Genomic DNA, 17,568 nt, shown 5'->3' with positions numbered 1-17,568 from the left:
ACCGTCTTGCCGATGGGCGTGCGCGACGCCGGCGGGTGCCGGCGCGGCGACGCCGCAACGAAGAGGAGACGATCATGATCGCGAAGTTTCTCGTCGGCGCCGCCGCGGCGACGCTGGCCGCCAGCCCCGCGCTCGCCGCGCCCGCGAACGGCGCCGCCGCGGCGCGCCTGTCGGTCGCCGGCCACAGCCGCGCCGCCACCCCCGCCGCGGCGAAGAGCGGCCTGCTCGGCGGCAGCGGCGCGATCGTCGCCGCGGTGGCCGCGGCGGCGGTGATCGCGGGGATCATCATCATCGCCGACGACGACGACGATTCGGACAGCAACTGACCCGATCCGGCGGCCGGGCGCCCCGCGGCACCGGCCGCCGCAGCGGTGCGCGCCGCGCCGCCGCGCGCGCTGTCACACACGGTTCACGACCCGCTCCTAGGGTCTGGTTCACCCGGTTGAACCGTGCTGCTGCGTCCGCGGCAGCACCTCGCCGCTGGATCACCCTGGGCGCGCGCGACGGTCGGGCAGCGACGCGTCGGCGCCCCGGCGCCCGCGTCACCCGTCGCCCGTGAAAGAGGTCGCCGATGTCCCGCCGCCTGCTGCTGCTCCCGCTCGCGCTCGCCGTCACCGCCGCGGCGAGCCCGCCCGCGGCCTATCTCGACGGTGCCGCGGTGCCCGATCTCACCCGCGTGCTGCCGCCCCCGCCGGTGCGCGGCGACGCGCGCTCGGTCGACGACCGCGCCACCTTCCGCGCCACGCGCCGCCTCGTCGGCTCGCCGCGCTGGGCGCTGGCGACGCGCGACGTCACCGACGATCGCTTCACCGTCTTCGCCGCCGCGCTCGGGCGGCACCTCGACGCCGCGACCGCGCCGGCCACCGCGCATCTGTTCGAGCGGCTCGGCGACGGCGGCATGGTGGCGCGCGCCAAGGCGGCGTTCGCGGTGCGCCGCCCCTATCTCGATCAGCCGGGCGCGATCTGCGAGCCGCGCAGCGCGCATCTCGCCGCCAACGGCGACTATCCCTCGGGCCATACCACCAGCGGCTGGACCACCGCGCTGATCCTCGCCGAGCTGGTGCCCGCGCGCGCCACCGCGATCCTGGCGCGCGGGCGCGAGTATGGCGAGAGCCGCGTCATCTGCGGCTCGCACAGCCGCAGCGCGGTCGAGGCGGGCTATCTGTCGGGCGCCGCGCTGGTGAGCCGGCTCCACGCCGAGCCCGCGTTCCGCGCCGACATGGACGCCGCGCGCGCCGAACTGGCGCGGCTGCTCGACGCGCGCGCGGCGCCCGCCGGTGACGCGATCCGGTCGGGCGATCACCCGGCGGCGGATTGACGCGCCCGGCCGCATCGGCTTCCTAGCGGGAAATCAACGACTTCATGGGGCCGACATGACTCATTCGATCGATCGCCGCGGCGTGATCGCGGGCAGCGCGCTGGGCGGCGCGGCGCTGCTCGGCGCCGACGCGCTGGCGCAGGGCACCGCCGCGGGCGCGGCGCCGGAGATCTACGAGCTGCGCACCTACCGGCTGGTCAACGGCGCGATGCGGCAGCGGCTCGACACCTATCTGCGCGACGCCTTCGTTCCCGCGGCGCGGCGCGCGGGGAGCGGGCCGATCGGCGTCTTCACCGTCGCGATCGGCCCGGGCGCCCCGAGCGTCCTCGTCCTGATCCCGCATCGCGCGCTCGTCGATTTCGAGGCGCTGCCCGCGCGGCTCGCGGCCGATCGCGCCTATGTCGCCGCGGCGGAGCGCTTTGCCGCCGCGACGCCCGAGGCACCGCCTTATGCCACGCACGAGGTGCGGCTGATGCGCGCCTTCCCGCATCTCCCGCGCGTCGAGCCGCCCGCGACCGACGCCGCACGGATCTTCGAGCTGCGCACCTATTTCAGTCACGCCGACCGCGCGGGCGCGACCAAGATCGCGATGTTCGACACCGGCGGCGAGATCGAGATCTTCCGCCGCACCGGGCTGACCCCGGTGTTCTTCGCGCAGGACCTCACCGGCGCGCGGCTGCCGAGCCTCACCTATATGCTGACCTTCCCCGACCTGGCGACGCGCGAGCGCAACTGGAAGCGCTTCGTCGCCGATCCGGCGTGGCAACGGCTGATCGCCACCCCGGGGCTCACCGACCCCGAGATCACCACCGGGATCGACAACCAGATCCTCGCCCCCACGCCTTACTCGCAGCTATGACGCGGCCCGGCGCCGCCGCGAGATGACCGCGATGTAATCCCCGCGCCCGCGCGCGGTCATGATCGCGCGCTTAGTCTCCGCCGCGCGGGGGCCGAAGCGCGGAGGAACGATCGGTGCGGAGATGGGGGTCGGTGCTGGTCGCGGCGGTGGTGCTGCTCGCGGGGATCGCGGCGCCGCGGCCGGTGCGCGGCGGGGCGGTGCCGCTGGCGCCCGCGGCGGTCGCGCCCGGCCCGGTCAGCCTGTTGTCCTACAATGTCGAGGGCCTGCCCTGGCCGCTGACGCAGGGCCGCACCCGCGCCGCCGCGGCGATCGCGGCCGAGCTGCGCGGGCTGCGCGCGCGCGGCGCGGCGCCGCACGTCGTCGCGGTGCAGGAGGCGTTCGGCGCGGCGCAGAAGGCGATCGGCCCCGCCGCGGGCTATCGCTACGCCGCCTTCGGCCCCGACGCCGCGCTGCGCTCCCCCGCCCCCGCCGACGCCGCGGCGCGCGCCTTTCTCGCCGCGGCCAGCGCGTGGCACGGCGAGACCGAGGGCGCGCAGGAGGACAGCGGGCTCGCGATCTTCTCCGATTATCCGATCGTCGCGGTGGAGCAGCTCGCCTTCCCGCGCTTCGCCTGCGCGGGCTACGACTGTCTCGCCAACAAGGGCGTGCTCGCGGTGGCGCTGCGCGTGCCGGGCGTGGCCGCGCCGCTGGTGGTGCTGGACACGCATCTCAACGCGCGCACCGCCTCGGGGGTGGCCGACGCGCGCAGCCTCGCCGCCTATCGCCGCCAGGTCGATCTGCTGCGCGCCGCGGTCGCGCGCTGGGAAGCCGCCGGGCTGCCGGTGGTGGTCGCGGGCGATTTCAACGTCGGCAACGACCCCGCGCGCGGTGCCTATCTCGCCGCCGCGCTGGTCGGCGCGGACCGGCTGACGGTGAGCGGGTCGGAGATCAGCTGCGGCCCGGTGTGCCGCTCGCTCGCTCTGGTCCCCTCGATCGCGCGCGCCAAGACGATCGTGTTCGCGCGCGCGCCGGCGACCGCGATCGGGACGGTGCAGGGCTTCGGTGCGCTGCCCGACGGCGAGCGGCTGTCGGACCATCTCGGCGTGATGCGCGCCTTCGACCTGAACGGATGAGGCTGGCGCGCGCCCTGTCCCATAATGGAGCAGAGGCGGGCGCGGCGGATTGCGGCGGGCGGCAGCGGCGCGCATCGTATCGCCGGGTCGCTACGGGCTCCGCGTCCCGCCCGGGCTGACCGTCCGGGCGGGGCGCGCTCGCCCGGCGCGGCGCCGTGTCGCGGCGTGCCCGCGGCGACACGGCGCACCGCCGGTGCCGACCCTCATCGCCGCACGCCCGCGGGCGCGCGGCGGCCGAGCGCGCCGCGCCCGCGCGTCCGCCCCCGCGGTGATCTACCCGGTGGCCGCGCCGGCTGGATCGCGTAAGGCATTGATTCGCAAGCGGCCGTGTCCGCTCGATCGAATCGGGACCGAGGCGCGCCACGCGCGAGGGAGAGCGGGATGACCCAGACCAGAGCATGGCCGACCGCGCGTCTCGCCGCGGCGCTCGCCCTCGGCGCGGGCGCGCTGCCCGCGGCCGCGCAGCAGGCGGGGCAGCAGGCGGGGCCGCCGATCCGCGACGTCCGCTACGACGCGGGCAGCGCGATCTCGCCGTCGAGCGCCACCGCCACCGTCTCCGCCGCGACCGTGCCGCAGGCGATGGACCGGCTCGACCGCGACGCCGCGACCGTCGACGTCTCGCTCGGCGCGATCTACGGCGAGGGCACGTTCGGCACCGGCTCGACCACCACGATCTGGAGCAGCGCGCTGGGCGCGCGCGTGCGGCTCGACGATCTCACGCTCTCGGCCTCGCTGCCGTGGATGCGGATCCGCAGCCGCTCGACCGTGTTCACCGGGATCGACGCCACGCCCGTGCTGGTCGCGCCCAACACCGCCGCGGTGAAGCGCACCGCCGACGGCATCGGCGACCTGACGCTCGGCGCGGCCTATACGATCGCGCCCGCGGGCAGCCCGGTCGAGATCGAGCTGTCGGGGCGCGCCAAGCTCGCCACCGCGACGCGGCGCAGCGGCCTGTCGAGCGGCGAGAACGACTATGCCGTCGGCGCGGACGCGTCGCTGCCGCTCGGCGCGGTCACGCCCTTCGTGTCGCTGACCTATCGCTTCCTCGGCGACACCGCCTTGTACGAGCTGCGCGACGGGCCCGCCGCCTCGGCCGGCGCCTCGTTCGCGCTGGGCAGCGACGCCTATCTGCTCACCTCCTATCATTATGCGCGCGCCGCCACCCGGCTGGTCGAGGACGCGCACGAGCTGTTCGCGGGCGCCTCGACCCGGCTCGCGGGCACGCCGCTGCGCCTCACCGGCTTCACCACCGCTGGCCTGTCGCACGGCGCCGCCAGCGTCTCGGCCGGGCTGGCGCTCTCGGTCGGGCTGCGGCCGGGGCGGGGGCGCGAGTGAGCCGCGCGCGCGCCGGGACGCGGGACGGATGAGCGGCGCCGACCCCGGCGACGCGGTCGAGCGGGTCTATGCGATCGGCGACCTGCACGGCCGGCTCGACCTGTTCCGCGCGCTGATGCGCGCGATCGAGCGCGACCATGCCGCGCGCGCGCCCGTCACCACCCGGATCGTCCTGCTCGGCGACATCGTCGACCGCGGCCCCGACAGCGCGACGCTGGTGCAGGGCTGTATGCGGCTCAGCCAGCGCAACCCGCGCTTCACCGTGCTGCGCGGCAATCACGAGGAGATGATGGTCCATGCGCTGCGCGGCGACCTGTGGGCCTATCGCGCCTGGCTCGATTTCGGCGGGCGCGAGACGCTGCTGAGCTGGGGGGCGCCGCCCGAGCTGGTCGCGGACCTGCCCCAGATGCCCGCGCTGCGCGCCGCGGCGCGGATCGTCGGGCGCGAGGTGATCGACTGGCTCGCGCGGCTGCCGCTCTGGCTGCGCCACGCCGATCACCTCTTCGTCCACGCCGGGCTGCGCCCCGGCGTGGCGCTCGACCGCCAGACCCCGCGCGACCTGCTGTGGATCGGCGAGGAGTTCCTCGACGCGGCGGAGGATCATGGCATGACCGTGGTGCACGGCCATACGATCCACGAGGGCGGCCCCGACGTGCGCGCCAACCGTATCGGCATCGACACCGGTGCCTATCGCACCGGCCGGCTCACCGCGATGGGGCTGGAGCGCGGCGCGCGCTGGTTCCTCGACACCGGCGCGCTCGACGCGCGCGAGGCGGCGGGCGCGGGCGCGGCCGCGCGGCGGGCGGCGTCATGACGCGCGCGCGCGGCGCCTTCGACGATCCGGCGCTCGACGACGCGTTGCGCGCGGTGCTCGGCGCGCCCGACGACGAGGCCGCCGCGCCGCCGCCCCCGCGCGCCGCGCTCGCCGCGCTGGCGGGGTCGCGCCGCGCCTCGGCGACGGTCGGCCTCGGCGCCACGGTCGCGCTGGTCGCGGCCGGCTGGCTGGTGCTCGCGCGCGGCGGGACGGACGATCCCGCGCCCGGCGCCGCGCCGACCACGCGGGCGCGCGCCGCCGACCGCGTCGCGGCGCTCCCTCCCGCGCCGCGCGCCGCCCCGCTCCCCGCGCGCGAGCGGCTCGCCTCGGCCGAGGTCGCGCCGGCGCCCGCCCTGCCCGCGGCGCGCCCCCCCTCGCCCGCGTCGCGGCCCGCCCGCGTGCGCCCCGCACCGGTGGCGCGCGCGGCCGACCGCGGCACAGCGGCGACGCAGGTCGCGGACCGGCGCGCGCCCGCGCCGCGCGCGCCGGCTATGCCCGCGCGCGGCGATACCGCGGTCGCGCTCGCGGCGGTCGCGCTGCCCGCCCCCGCCCCGCGCGCGGCGGTGCCGACGAGCCCGGTGGCCGAGCTGCTCGCCTCCGCGACCCCGCCCGAGCCGGTCGCGACCGCGGACGCCGCGGCACCGACGCGTCGCGCGCGCCGCGACTCGGTCGGGGCGATCCGCAGCTTCCGGCGGCAATGGTGAGCGCCGCGCGCACCGGCGCGCGCCGCGGTCACGCCCGGCGCGCGCTCGCCCGCGGTCGCAGCGCGTCGAGCGCGTCGGCATTGTCGCGCCCCCAGCGGTAGAGCAGCTCAACCGGCTCGACGAAGCGCCGCCCCAGCTCGGTCAGCCGATAGTCGACCATCGGCGGCATCGCCGCGAGGACGCGGCGCGCGATCAGCCCGCTCGCCTCCATGTCGCGCAGCGTCTGGGTCAGCATCTTCTTGGAGATGCCGGGCAGGCTGCGCTGGAGCACCCCGGTGCGCGCCACGCCGCCGTGGCGCGCGTGGAGCGTGTGCAGCACCATGCTGGTCCATTTGGTCGCGAACAGCTCGAGCACGCGGCGCGGCGCGCAATCCTCGCGCCATTCGTCCTCGGGGGTGCCGGGTCGCATGTGGTTACCTCCTGGTGCCCGGGGGCGCGAACGGTGCCGTCTAGGCGCAGGCGGCGCCGCTGCCTAGGTGGCGGGCCGCACGGGAGACGATCATGACGAAGACGGCATTGGTGGTGGGCGCGAGCGGGATCGTCGGCGGCGCGACCGCGGCGCTGCTGCGTGAGCAGGGCTGGACGGTCCATGGGCTGGCGCGCCGCCCGGTCGCGCAGGCGGGGGTGCTGCCGGTCGCGGTCGACCTGCGCGACCGCGCCGCGACCGCGGCGGCGCTGGCGGGGCTCGATCCCGACGCGATCTATGTCACCACCTGGCTGCGGCAGGACAGCGAGGCGGAGAATATCCGCGTCAACGCCGCGATGGTGCGCCACCTGCTCGACGCCGTGCCGCGCCCGACGCGCCCGCGCCACGTCGCGCTGGTCACCGGGCTCAAACATTATCTCGGGCCGTTCGAGGCCTATGGCCAGGGCGCGCTGCCGCAGACGCCGTTCCGCGAGGAACAGGGCCGGCTCGACGTCGACAATTTCTATTACGCGCAGGAGGACGAGCTGTTCGCCGCGGCGGCGCGCGACGGCTTCAGCTGGAGCGTCCACCGACCGCACACCGTGATCGGCCGCGCGGTGGGCAATGCGATGAACATGGGGACGACGCTGGCGGTCTATGCGAGCCTGTGCCGCGCGACCGGCCGCCCCTTCACCTTCCCCGGCTCCGCGACGCAATGGGCCGGGCTGACCGACATGACCGACGCGCGCCAGCTCGCGCGCCATCTGCTCTGGGCGACCGAGACCGCGGCGGCGCACGACGAGGCGTTCAACGTGGTCAACGGCGACGTCTTCCGCTGGCAGTGGATGTGGGGCCGGATCGCGGACTGGTTCGGGGTGGCGGCGGCGCCGTTCGACGGCGTTGTGCGCCCGCTCGAGCGGCAGATGGCGCAGGATGCACCGCTGTGGCGCGAGCTCGCACTGCGCCACGGGCTGGCCGAACCCGAGCTGGCGCGGCTCGCCTCGCCGTGGCACACCGACGCCGATCTCGGTCGCCCGATCGAGGTGGTCACCGACATGAGCAAGAGCCGCCGGCTGGGCTTCACCGCCTATCAGCCGACCGACGCGGCCTTCGCCGACCTGTTCGCGCAGCTCCGCGCCGAGCGGCTGATCCCCTGACGACGCGCGCCCGTCACCGCGTTCTCGCTCAAAAAAACCGGTCACGCCAAGCAAGTGTAAGATTCAACCATTGCTGTGAAGAAACGTTGCTGGCAATTAACTACAAACAACGGTCGCTCTTCTCACTCCTTTGAAAGGCGATCCGATGCGTATACTGCTGACGTGCTGCGTCCTCGCGGCGTCACTGAGCTCGATTCCGGCGACGGCGGCCACTTACATGATCGGCGACGACGACGGCTTCGGTGTCGGCGTGCCCGACAATGCCGACCACCCGTTCCTCGGCGTTCCGCCCTATGACAATCGCAGCGCGAGCGAGAAAGCCGCGACCAACGGCGCGCAATATACCGATACCTACAGCACCACCCAGCCGGGCTATAGTCCCCAGCCCGGCACCGTCGCGACCTTCATCTTCTCCGGTCTGGGCAGCGGCTGGACGCAGGGCGCGATGACCTTCGATCTCGCCGATTTCCAGGCCAGCACCTTCGGCGCGACGATCGTCACCTATAACGGGATCGTCCAGAACTGGGCGTTCAACGACGGCTACCCGCGCACCGCCATCCATTCCTTCGACCTGCAGCAGGACGTGCTGAGCTCGATCAACACATTGGGCAGCCTGACCGTCAAGATCGACCGCGCCGGCTCGGGCGACTTCTACGGCTTCGATTATGCCAAGCTGACCGACTTCAACATCGTCAACCCGATGCCGAGCGTGCCCGAGCCCGCCACCTGGATGATGATGATCGCCGGCTTCGCTTTGGTCGGGTCGACGATCCGCCGTCGGCGCCACCAGCACGGTGCCGCGCTCGCGGCCTAGCCCCTTTTCCGTTCCGGCGCGCGCCCGCGCGGCGCGGCCGGGACGGGCGTCACGCCGCGGCGGCGTGCCACAGGCGCATCATCTCGGAGACCGCGCGGTGCAGCGTGGCACGGTCGAGGCCGTCGCGCGCCTGGACCGAGATGCCGACGAGGAAGCCGTTGAACGCGGCGGCCAGCCCCGCAGGGTCGAGCGCCGGCGACATCTCGCCCGCGCGCGCGGCGCGGTCGATGCAGGCGCGGATCGCGCGGTGGTGCGAGGCGCGGATCGCCGCGATCGCGCGCTGCACCGCCACCGCGTCGGGCGATCCGCCCGTCGGCGCCGCGGCGGTGAGGCTGCCCGGCGGATGCGCCGCGTCGGTCTGCATGTCGACGGCGCGGCGCAGCGCCTGTTCGATCGCGGCGCGCCCGGGCAGCGCGGCGTCGAACAGCGGGTCGAGGCAGCCGCCGTAGCGCGCCTCGTAGAGCGCGAGCGCCTCGCGGAACAGCGCCTCCTTGGAGCCGAAGGCGGCGTAGAAGCTCGCCGACGATATCCCCCCCATCACCGCGCGCAGCTTGGCGAGCGAGGCGAATTCGTAGCCATAGGCCCAGAAGACATGCATGGCCTGTTCGACCGCCAGGTCGCGATCGAAGCCGCGCGGTCGTCCCGTCCTGTTCATCCCGCTCCATCCACCGTCTCAGGCCCGAACGCGGGACCGGGCGCGCGAGTTCATGGCGACCGTCCGTCGCAGCCGCGGCACGCCGCGCACGGACTTGTGGAACAAGCGATCCACAAGCTGGTTTGGCGGCTGTTCCGTGGCGCTTCGCGCGCGGGGCAGCGAGACGACAGGAGGAGACACGCTGATGTGGGGATTTGTCACAGCCACCGCGGTCGCGGCGGTGATGTCGCTGGGCGTGGTCGCGCAGGCGGACGCGCAGGCGGCGCCGCGTGGCGCGGGGGCGAAGCCGACCGTGGTGCTGGTCCACGGCGCCTTCGCCGAATCGGCGAGCTGGAACGGGGTGGTCGCGGCGCTCGCGCGCGACGGCTATACGGTGGTCGCCGCGGCCAATCCGCTGCGCGGCGTCGCCGCCGATGCGGCCGCGGTGTCGACGCTGGTCGGCGCGATCAAGGGGCCGGTGGTGCTGGTCGGCCATAGCTATGGCGGTGCGGTGATCTCGGCGGTGCAGCAGGCCGCCAACGTCAAGGCGCTGGTCTATGTCGCCGCCTTCGCGCCCGAGGTCGGCGAGACCTGCCTCGAGCTGAGCGGCCGTTTCCCCGGCAGCACGCTGGCGGGCACGCTGGCGCCGCCGGTGGCGCTGCCCGGCGGCGCGCACGACCTCTATATCGACCAGCAGAAATTCCCGCAGCAGTTCGCCGCGGATGTCGCGCCCGACCAGGCGCGGCTGATGGCGGCGACGCAGCGCCCGGTCACCGACGCCGCGCTGGGCGAGAAGGCGGCGCATGCGGCGTGGAAGACGCTGCCGTCCTGGTCGGTCTACGGCTCGGCGGACCGCAACATCCCGCCCGCCGCGCTCGACTTCATGGCCAAGCGCGCGCGCTCCACCGCGCAGGTGATCGCCGGCGCGTCGCACGTCGTGATGGTGTCGCACCCGCGCGAGGTCGCCGCGGTGATCGAGCAGGCGGCGCAGGGCGCGCGCTGACGCCCGCCACCGCACCCGCCCCCGCCCGCCCCGCACCGCGCGGGCGGGGGCCTTCGACCGAGGAGCGCGCGATGGCGCCACCGATCCCCGCCCGACGCGTCAGCCGCGGCAGCCTGTGCCCGGCGCTCGCCCTGGCGCTGCTCGCGCCGGTGGCGTTCCCCGCCGCGGCGCAGGTCACCCGCGTCGACGCGCCCGGCCGCCCTTATGCCGCGAGCGTGCGCGTGCCCGCGGGCGCGACGGTCGTCCATGTCAGCGGCATCGTCGCCGACCCGGGCGGCGCGGGCGCCGCGCCGCGCTGGGGCGACACCGAGGCGCAGGCGCGCGCAGTGCTGCGCCAGCTCGCCGCCGCGCTGGCGGCACAGCGCATGACGCTCGGCGACGTGGTGGCGCTGCGCGTCTATCTGGTCGCGCCGCCGGGCGCGGAGCGGATGGATTATGCGGGCTTCTCTCGCGCTTACGCCGAGGTCTTCGGACAGATCCGGCCGGCGCGGGCGACCGTGGAGGTGGGCGGGCTGGTCGATCCCGGCCAGCTCGTCGAGATCGAGGCAACCGCGGCGCGCGCCGCGCCGCGCGGCAGGAGGAGCGAGTGATGGTGACCGACCGCCGCACCCTATTGGGCGCCGCGCTCGCGGCGGGGGCGACGACGCTGGCCGCGCCGCTGCGCGCCGCGACCCTGCCGCGCGCCGATCATGTCGTGCTGGTCCACGGCCTGTTCGCGGACGGCTCGTCCTGGGGCGAGGTGATCCCGCTGCTCCAGGCGCGCGGGCTCGACGTCACCTCGGTGCAGAACCCGCTGACCAGCCTCGCCGAGGCGGTGGCCGCCTGTTCGCGCGTGCTCGATCGCCAGCCGGGCGCGACCGTGCTCGCGGGCCATTCCTTCGCGGGGATGATCGTCACCGAGGCGGGGGTCCACCCGCGCGTGTCGGCGCTGGCCTATGTCGCCGCGCGCGCGCCCGACGCGGGGGAGGATTATGCCGCGCTCGCCGCCACCTATCCCGCGCCCCCCGCGGCGGCGGGGATCGTGTTCGACGGCGACGAGGGGCGGTTGAGCGAGGCCACCTTCCTGCGCGACTTCGCCCCCGACCTGCCGCCGGCGCGCGCGCGCGCGCTCTATGCGGCGCAATGGCCGTTCCGCCGCTCGCTGACGACGGAGCGGACGCGCCACGCCGCGTGGCGGCACCGGCCGAGCGTCTATGCCGTGTCGACGCAGGACCGCGTGATCGACCCCGGGCTGCAGCGCTTCATGGCGCGGCGGATGCGCGCGGAGACGGTCGAGCTGGCGGCGAGCCACGTCTCGCTGCTGTCGCAGCCGCGCGCGGTCGCCGATCTGATCCTGCGCGCCGCGGGGCGCGCGTCGTGACGACGCGCTGAGCCACACCGCCCCGCGCGCCGGCCGGCGGCGCGGCGGGCGCCATCGGTCCGGACCCAGAAAGGTTCATTGTCGCCGAAGCGACTCGCCCCCGTCATCCCGGGCTCGACCCGGGATCCATGGTGCCGCGAGCGCCGCCAACGTTGCTTTCGCGGAACAATGGATCCCGGCGCGGGGCCGGGATGACAGTGAGGAAAGAGAAAGAGGTCTCCCTCATCACAGCGCATCACCCGCGAAGAGCAGCGGCCGATCAGGTGGCCGACGATGCAAGCCACCTTTTGGATCCTGCCCCATCAATCGCTCGTCCCGCGCGCCTCGCCCGTCTCCCACGGTCGCGGCGCCGCGGCAGTGCGCGTCGGACGGGTCGGTCTTCCCGCGCTTTATTCGCGCCGCGCGCCGCGGCGGGGGGACGGGCCGTCTACAAAGAAAGATCGGCGCCGCGGGGGGATGGGTGCCGCGCACCGACGCCGCCTCGCGACGGCGTCCCTGACGACGGGACACTGACCGATGACCTTGACGCGCTCCGCCCTCGGCCTCCTGCGGCAGGGCGTATCGGCCGCCGCGCTGCTCGTCGCGCTCGCCGGCCCTGCGCGGGCGCAGACGCAGGCGCAGACGGCGATCCCGGACGCCGCCGCGGCGGAGCAGCCCGCCGCGCCGGGGCGCGACATCATCGTCACCGGCACGTTGTTCCGCGACTCCAACGCGTCGCAGATCTCGCCGGTGACGGTGCTGAGCGCGGACACGCTCGCGCGCGCGCACATGACCACCGCGCAGGAGGCGATCCGCTCGATCTCGGCCGACGGCGCCGGCTCGATCTCGACCGGGTTCCGCAACGGTTTCTCCGCGGGCGGCGCGGCGGTGTCGCTGCGCGGGCTCGGCGTGTCGTCGACCGTGGTGCTGATCGACGGGCTGCGCTCGGCCAATTTCCCGCTCAACGACGACGGCCACAACGCCTATGTCGACCTGAACTCGATCCCGTTCAGCATCGTCGACCGGATCGAGGTGCTCAAGGACGGCGCCTCCTCCACCTATGGCGCGGACGCGATCGGCGGCGTGGTCAATCTCATCACCCGCCGCAACGTGCAGGGCATCGACGGGTCGGTCGAGGCGGGCACCACCGCGCACGGCGACGGCGGGCACACCCGCGCCACCCTGACCGTCGGCCACGGCGATTACACGACGCAGGGCTGGAACCTGTACGTCAACGCGGAATATACCGCGGACAATGTCATCACCAATCATGCGCGCGGCTATCCGTTCAACACGCTCGACCTGCGCCCGAGCGGTCTCGCCGACCGCAACCGCAACCATGACTCGCTGACCGCCGACAATCCCGAGGCGGTGGTCACGCGCGTCACGCAGAGCGACCTCGACAATCCGCTCGCGGGCCGGATCGGCGCGCCGCTGACGCGCGATTACCGGCTCATCGACCCGGCCTCCTGCCCGCACGGCCGCTTCACGGTCGATACCGCCAGGGCGCGCGGCACCGGCTGTGCGCACAACCTGCCCGACGAATATCTCGTCATCCAGCCGCGCCAGCAGCGTTACTCCACCACCGGCCGGCTCAGCCTGCGGCTCGGCGACGCGCTGCAGGCCTTCGCCACCGCCAGTTACTCGCATTCCGACGTGGCCTATCCGGACGCGCCGTCGCGGATCCGCCAGACCCAGCCGTTCGGCGGGTCGACCGCGCTGGCCTCGAACAACCCGGGGATCGTCCTGCCCGTCTATGTCTGCGCCGCCGGGCACGGCTGCGCGACCGCGGCGGACCGGCGGCTCAACCCCAACAACCCCTATGCCGCCGCCTTCGCCGACCGGCCCGGCGAGGGCGCGGCGCGGATCTATTACCGCTTCGGCGACATCCCCACGGGCACCGACCGCTACGTCGACGTCGTGCGCACTTCCGCGGGGATCTCGGGCGAGCTCGGCGGCGGGTTCAGCTTCCGGCTCAACGGCGTCTTCGCGCGTGACGATCTCGGCGTGACGCAGCACGGCTTCCTGCGGATCCGCGGCCTGCTCGACGCGATCAACACCGGCGCCTATGATTTCGTCGACCCGCGGCGCAACACCGCGGCGGTGCGGCGGCAGGTCGCGCCCGACCGCACCACCCGGTCGCACGCGACGATGGCGACGATCGGCGGCTCGCTGCTCAACCAGCTGGCGACGCTGCCCGGGGGCGACCTCAACCTCGGCGCCGGTTTCCAGCTCCGCCGCGAGACGCTGCTCAATCCCAATGCCAACGCCGACCTGAGCTATTACACGCTCAACACCTCCTCGGCGCGCGGCCGCCAGACCGTGACCGCGGGCTTCTTCGAGATCGATGCGCCGCTGGTGCGCCAGCTCCATCTCAATCTGTCCGGACGCTACGACCGTTACTCGCTCGGCTACGGCCATTTCTCGCCCAAGGCCGGGGTGATGGTGACGCCCGTCACCGGCGTCGCGCTGCGCGCCACCTATGCGCAGGGGTTCCGCGCGCCCACCTTCGCCGAGAACAATGCGGCGAGCAGCTACGCCGGCTTCTCCTCCTTCGCACCCCCGGCCAGCTTCGTCGCGGCGCACGCGGGCAATGCCGGTTATTACAGCAATTACAATCTGGGCAGCGGCTCGATCGGCAATCCCGCGATCCACCCCGAGGTGTCGCGCAGCCTGACGCTGGGGACGATCGTCCGGCCCGCGCGCTGGTTCGACCTGACGGTGGATTATTATCGCGTCCGCAAGACCAACCTCATCGTCAGCGGCCCGCTGCGCGCCGCCGCGATCGGCGCTTATTACGGCCAGGCCGACGCGGCCGCGGGCTGCGCCGCGCTCGCCGCGGTCGGGCCGGGCTATCGCTGCAACGTGGTCGACGCGCCCGATCCCGATCATCCCCAGGCGCTGCCGCGGCTGCTGGTGTTCGACGTGCCCTTCGTCAACGCCAGCGCGGAGACGAGCGCGGGCGTGGACATCCAGGGCAATGCCACCGTCGCGCTCGCGCCGCACGTGCGATGGACCAGCCGGCTCGACGTCACCGACGTGCTCCGGCTCGATCTCGTCACCCCCGAGGGGGTGGTGCAACGCTATGCCGGCACGCTCGGCCCCTATGAGCTGTCGTCGGGCGGCGGCACGCCGCGGCTCCGCGGCAATTGGCAGAACGCGCTCGACATCGGCGCGGTCTCGCTCGCGGCGACGGCTTATTATGTCGGCCGCATCAAGCAGGTCGCCGCCGACGAGGCCGAGGTGGTCGACGGCCGCATCGACCTGTCCTGCGCGCATTCGATGGCGCCGCTGCTGCCCGGGGGCGACCCGCGGCATCAATGCTATGTGCGCCCGTTCGTCTATGTCGACCTCGACGCCGCGGTGCGGGTGGGCGACCGGCTGCGCCTCTTCGTCGACGTCGGCAACGTCACCGGCGCGCGCGCCCCGCTCGCCTCGGCCGCCTACACCAGCAACCCCAATTATCTCTCCAGCTGGCACTATCCCGGGCTGGTCGGGCGCAACCTCAGTGCGGGGGCGCGCTTCCGCTTCTGACGCGCGACCGGCATGACGATCGTAGCGCGGTTCCGGCTTCCGGTCGCCCCGCGCACTACCTAGGGTCAGCCGGCTGCTCCTGCGTTCGCAGGAGCACGGTTCAGCCGAGCTGGGTCGGACCCTGGTCGGCCGCCGCTCGGGTCACGCGCGGGGGAGCGTCAGATGTCCATCTCGTCCGACCGGCCGGTCGTCATCGTCGGCGGGGGGATCGCGGGTCTGGCGCTCGCGCGCGCGCTGACCGCGCGCGCGATCCCCTTCCTGCTCGTCGAGCGCCGCGCCGGCGACGCGGACGGCGGGCTCGCGATCAACCTGCCCGGCAACGCGATCCGCGCGCTCGACCGCCTCGGCCTCGCGGAGGAGATCGCCCGCCGCGGCCATCCGGTGGGTCGGCGCGACTATCGTACCGCCGCGGACCGCTCGCTGTTCACGGTCGACGAGGACGCCTTCTGGGGCGAGGCGGCGCGCCCGCGCGTCTTGCGCCGCGCGGCGCTGCTCGCGATGCTCGGCGACGGGCTCGCGCCGCACCGGCTGCGCCGCGGCGTCGCGGTCGACGCGATCGTGCCGCACGAGGACCGTGTCGACGTGACGCTCGACGACGGCACCGCGATCGCCGTCGCCCTGGTGGTCGGCGCCGACGGCGTTCACTCCGCCGTCCGCGCGGGGATGCTGGCGGGCGGGAGCGCGCCGGATCACGCGCTGCTCGCCGCGGCGAGCTGGCGCTTCATGGCGCCCGACCCCGGCCCCGAGATCGACCCCGACCTCGCGGGCTGGACGGTCTGGGGCAGCCGCGACGGTCTGGTGCTGCTCATGCCGCTCGGCGACGGGGAGATCTACGGCTGGGCGGCGGTGACGCGCGCGCCGCGGCGCGGTGCCGCGCCCGCGACGCTCGCCGCGCTGGCGGCGGGCTTTCCCGAACGCGTCCGCGCGGTGGTCGCGCGCGCGCGCGTCCATCACGCGCCACTGGAGGAGGTGCGGCTGGCGCGCTGGTCCGCGGGGCGGGTCGCGCTGATCGGTGACGCCGCGCATGCCACCGCGCCGGTATGGGCGCAGGGCGCCGCCTTGGCGATGGAGGACGCGCTGGTCCTCGCCGACTGTCTGGCGCGCGACGCCGACGCGCTGGTCGCGCTCGCCGCCTATGAGCGGCGGCGCCGCCCGCGCGTCGCGCATGTGCAGGCGATGACCGACGCCATGTCGCGCGCGGCGCGGCTGCCCGTGGCGGTGCGCGACCTGCTGCTGCCGCGGCTCGGCCCGCGCCGCTACGCCCGCACCTACGGGCCATTACGCGCCGACGCGTGAGGCCGCGTCGGCGCGCGGTCGCTTGCCTTCGCGCCGGCTTGTTCGCACAGGCGGAGGTCCGATGGCTTTCCTCCTCCCCCGATCCCTTCGATCCGCCCGCCGCGCCGCGCCGCCGCTGCTCGCGGCGGTGCTGCTCGGCGCCACCGCGGGCTGCGCCGGCCTGCCCGCGCCGCTGATGCACCGCTGCGATCCCGCCGCCCCCGCCGCGATTACCTTATCCGCCGACGGCGCGCGCGCGAGCACCCGCTTCGACGTGCTGACCTTCAACATCGAGGGGCTCGGCTGGCCCGCGCGCGCGCATCGCGCCGCATCGCTGGCGCGGATCGGCGCGACGCTGCGCGACATGCGCCGCCGCGGCGATGCCCCCGACGTGGTGATGGTGCAGGAGATGTTCAGCCGCGCCGCGGTGCGCGCGATCGTCGGGCTGGACTATCCCAACCGGGTGTCCGGGCCGTCGCGCACCCAGCGCAAGGCGCTCCCCGGCCATGGCGGCATGCCGCGCCCGTACAAGTGGAAGAAGGGGGAGCTGGGCTTCCATCTCGTCGGGTCGGGGCTGTCGATCCTCAGCCGCTACCCGATCGTCGCGACCCGTTCCGAGCCGTTCGGCAAGCGCCGCTGCGCCGGGCTCGACTGTCTCAGCAACAAGGGCGTGCTCTACGCCCAGATCGCGCTGCCCGGCGTGCCGGGCACGATCAACCTGTTCAACACGCACATGAATTCCCAGCGGTCCTCGCGCGTCGCGCCGCGCCGCCACGCGCGCGCGCACCGGCTCCAGGTCGAGGAGCTCGGCGCCTTCATCGCCGCGGCGGGCGATCCCGACACGCCGACGATCCTCGGCGGCGACTTCAACATGAAACGCTCGTCGATCCGGTTCGAGCGCTTCCGCAACGCCACCGAGCCGTTCGGGATCGTCCACGAATATTGCAGCGACCAGCCGCTGCTGTGCGACGTCCGCGTCTCCTGGGACGGCGACGAGCCGTGGATGGACACGCAGGACCTGCAATTGTTCGAGAGCGGCGCCACCGTCGAGGTCCGGCCGGTCCGCGTCGAGGCGATGTTCGACGGCTCGCCCGGCAACCCGCAGCTGTCGGACCATGACGGCTTCCGCGTGACCTATCAGCTGAGCTGGCCGGCGCGCGCCGACGATCGCGCGCGCGCCGCGGCCCCGCCCGCCTGCGCGCGCTGACGCGCCGGCGCGCGCGGGCGTGACCGACGCGCCCGCTTGTGCGAACCTCCCCCGGAA

The 17,568-nt window shown here is 74.5% G+C and carries 17 protein-coding genes; 15 read left to right on the top strand and 2 right to left on the bottom strand.

Annotated elements, in window-relative coordinates:
* Positions 1 to 74 precede the first annotated feature (74 nt).
* The 7 genes from EV292_RS19065 to EV292_RS19035 all read left to right on the top strand — a co-directional run bounded on the left by EV292_RS19065 (position 75) and on the right by EV292_RS19035 (position 6,142).
* Positions 75 to 326, top strand: a complete 252-nt coding sequence (locus tag EV292_RS19065; RefSeq protein ID WP_132910850.1) for a hypothetical protein — start codon at positions 75 to 77, stop codon at positions 324 to 326.
* A 245-nt stretch (positions 327 to 571) separates the two neighbouring features.
* Positions 572 to 1,318 carry a phosphatase PAP2 family protein gene (locus EV292_RS23390; RefSeq protein WP_132910849.1) on the top strand — a complete coding sequence of 249 codons (747 nt, stop codon included), beginning with the start codon at positions 572 to 574 and terminating at the stop codon, positions 1,316 to 1,318.
* Positions 1,319 to 1,373: 55 nt separating this feature from the next.
* Positions 1,374 to 2,177 (top strand): NIPSNAP family protein, encoded by an 804-nt coding sequence (locus EV292_RS19055; protein WP_132910848.1) that lies wholly within the window; start codon positions 1,374 to 1,376, stop codon positions 2,175 to 2,177.
* A gap of 113 nt (positions 2,178 to 2,290) precedes the next feature.
* On the top strand, positions 2,291 to 3,289 hold the full coding sequence (locus tag EV292_RS19050; protein ID WP_132910847.1) for an endonuclease/exonuclease/phosphatase family protein: 999 nt from the start codon (positions 2,291 to 2,293) through the stop codon (positions 3,287 to 3,289).
* Positions 3,290 to 3,670: 381 nt separating this feature from the next.
* On the top strand, positions 3,671 to 4,624 hold the full coding sequence (locus EV292_RS19045) for a hypothetical protein (protein ID WP_132910846.1): 954 nt from the start codon (positions 3,671 to 3,673) through the stop codon (positions 4,622 to 4,624).
* 28 nt (positions 4,625 to 4,652) lie between these two features.
* The gene (locus tag EV292_RS19040) at positions 4,653 to 5,438 is read left to right on the top strand and encodes a metallophosphoesterase family protein (protein ID WP_132910845.1); all 786 of its coding nucleotides are present in this window, start codon (positions 4,653 to 4,655) and stop codon (positions 5,436 to 5,438) included.
* Positions 5,435 to 6,142 carry a hypothetical protein gene (locus EV292_RS19035; protein ID WP_132910844.1) on the top strand — a complete coding sequence of 236 codons (708 nt, stop codon included), beginning with the start codon at positions 5,435 to 5,437 and terminating at the stop codon, positions 6,140 to 6,142. The genes EV292_RS19040 and EV292_RS19035 overlap by 4 nt, the downstream gene beginning before the upstream one ends.
* Before the next feature lie 28 nt (positions 6,143 to 6,170).
* Here EV292_RS19035 and EV292_RS19030 read toward each other — a convergent pair whose 3' ends face one another.
* Positions 6,171 to 6,551, bottom strand: coding sequence for a helix-turn-helix domain-containing protein (locus EV292_RS19030; protein ID WP_132910843.1), 381 nt, complete (start codon positions 6,549 to 6,551; stop codon positions 6,171 to 6,173).
* Between the two features lie 92 nt (positions 6,552 to 6,643).
* Here EV292_RS19030 and EV292_RS19025 point away from each other — a divergent pair, with 92 nt between their 5' ends.
* On the top strand, positions 6,644 to 7,705 hold the full coding sequence (locus tag EV292_RS19025) for an SDR family oxidoreductase (protein WP_132910842.1): 1,062 nt from the start codon (positions 6,644 to 6,646) through the stop codon (positions 7,703 to 7,705).
* A gap of 145 nt (positions 7,706 to 7,850) precedes the next feature.
* A complete protein-coding gene (locus tag EV292_RS23190; protein WP_132910841.1) occupies positions 7,851 to 8,519 on the top strand; it encodes a PEPxxWA-CTERM sorting domain-containing protein in 669 nt (222 codons plus the stop codon).
* Positions 8,520 to 8,568: 49 nt separating this feature from the next.
* Here EV292_RS23190 and EV292_RS19015 read toward each other — a convergent pair whose 3' ends face one another.
* Complete coding sequence (locus EV292_RS19015) at positions 8,569 to 9,174, bottom strand: TetR/AcrR family transcriptional regulator (protein WP_132910840.1); 606 nt, start codon at positions 9,172 to 9,174, stop codon at positions 8,569 to 8,571.
* Positions 9,175 to 9,358: 184 nt separating this feature from the next.
* Between EV292_RS19015 and EV292_RS19010 the strand changes: the two genes are divergently transcribed.
* The 6 genes from EV292_RS19010 to EV292_RS18985 all read left to right on the top strand — a co-directional run bounded on the left by EV292_RS19010 (position 9,359) and on the right by EV292_RS18985 (position 17,511).
* Complete coding sequence (locus EV292_RS19010; protein ID WP_132910839.1) at positions 9,359 to 10,156, top strand: alpha/beta hydrolase; 798 nt, start codon at positions 9,359 to 9,361, stop codon at positions 10,154 to 10,156.
* A 71-nt stretch (positions 10,157 to 10,227) separates the two neighbouring features.
* Positions 10,228 to 10,746 (top strand): Rid family hydrolase, encoded by a 519-nt coding sequence (locus EV292_RS19005; RefSeq protein WP_132910838.1) that lies wholly within the window; start codon positions 10,228 to 10,230, stop codon positions 10,744 to 10,746.
* Positions 10,746 to 11,516 carry an alpha/beta hydrolase gene (locus tag EV292_RS19000; protein WP_132910837.1) on the top strand — a complete coding sequence of 257 codons (771 nt, stop codon included), beginning with the start codon at positions 10,746 to 10,748 and terminating at the stop codon, positions 11,514 to 11,516. The genes EV292_RS19005 and EV292_RS19000 overlap by 1 nt, the downstream gene beginning before the upstream one ends.
* Before the next feature lie 516 nt (positions 11,517 to 12,032).
* Positions 12,033 to 15,029 carry a TonB-dependent receptor gene (locus tag EV292_RS18995; RefSeq protein WP_132910836.1) on the top strand — a complete coding sequence of 999 codons (2,997 nt, stop codon included), beginning with the start codon at positions 12,033 to 12,035 and terminating at the stop codon, positions 15,027 to 15,029.
* 162 nt (positions 15,030 to 15,191) lie between these two features.
* A complete protein-coding gene (locus EV292_RS18990) occupies positions 15,192 to 16,325 on the top strand; it encodes an FAD-dependent monooxygenase (protein ID WP_132910835.1) in 1,134 nt (377 codons plus the stop codon).
* 61 nt (positions 16,326 to 16,386) lie between these two features.
* Positions 16,387 to 17,511: an endonuclease/exonuclease/phosphatase family protein gene (locus EV292_RS18985; RefSeq protein WP_132910834.1), complete on the top strand. Its 1,125-nt coding sequence runs from the start codon at positions 16,387 to 16,389 to the stop codon at positions 17,509 to 17,511.
* Positions 17,512 to 17,568: the final 57 nt, after the last annotated feature.

The sequence above is a fragment of the Sphingomonas sp. BK235 genome, from assembly GCF_004345855.1.
Classification (GTDB): Bacteria; Pseudomonadota; Alphaproteobacteria; order Sphingomonadales; family Sphingomonadaceae; genus Sphingomonas.
Note: the sequence above shows the minus strand (reverse complement) of the source record. Positions and strands in the feature narration are given on the sequence as shown.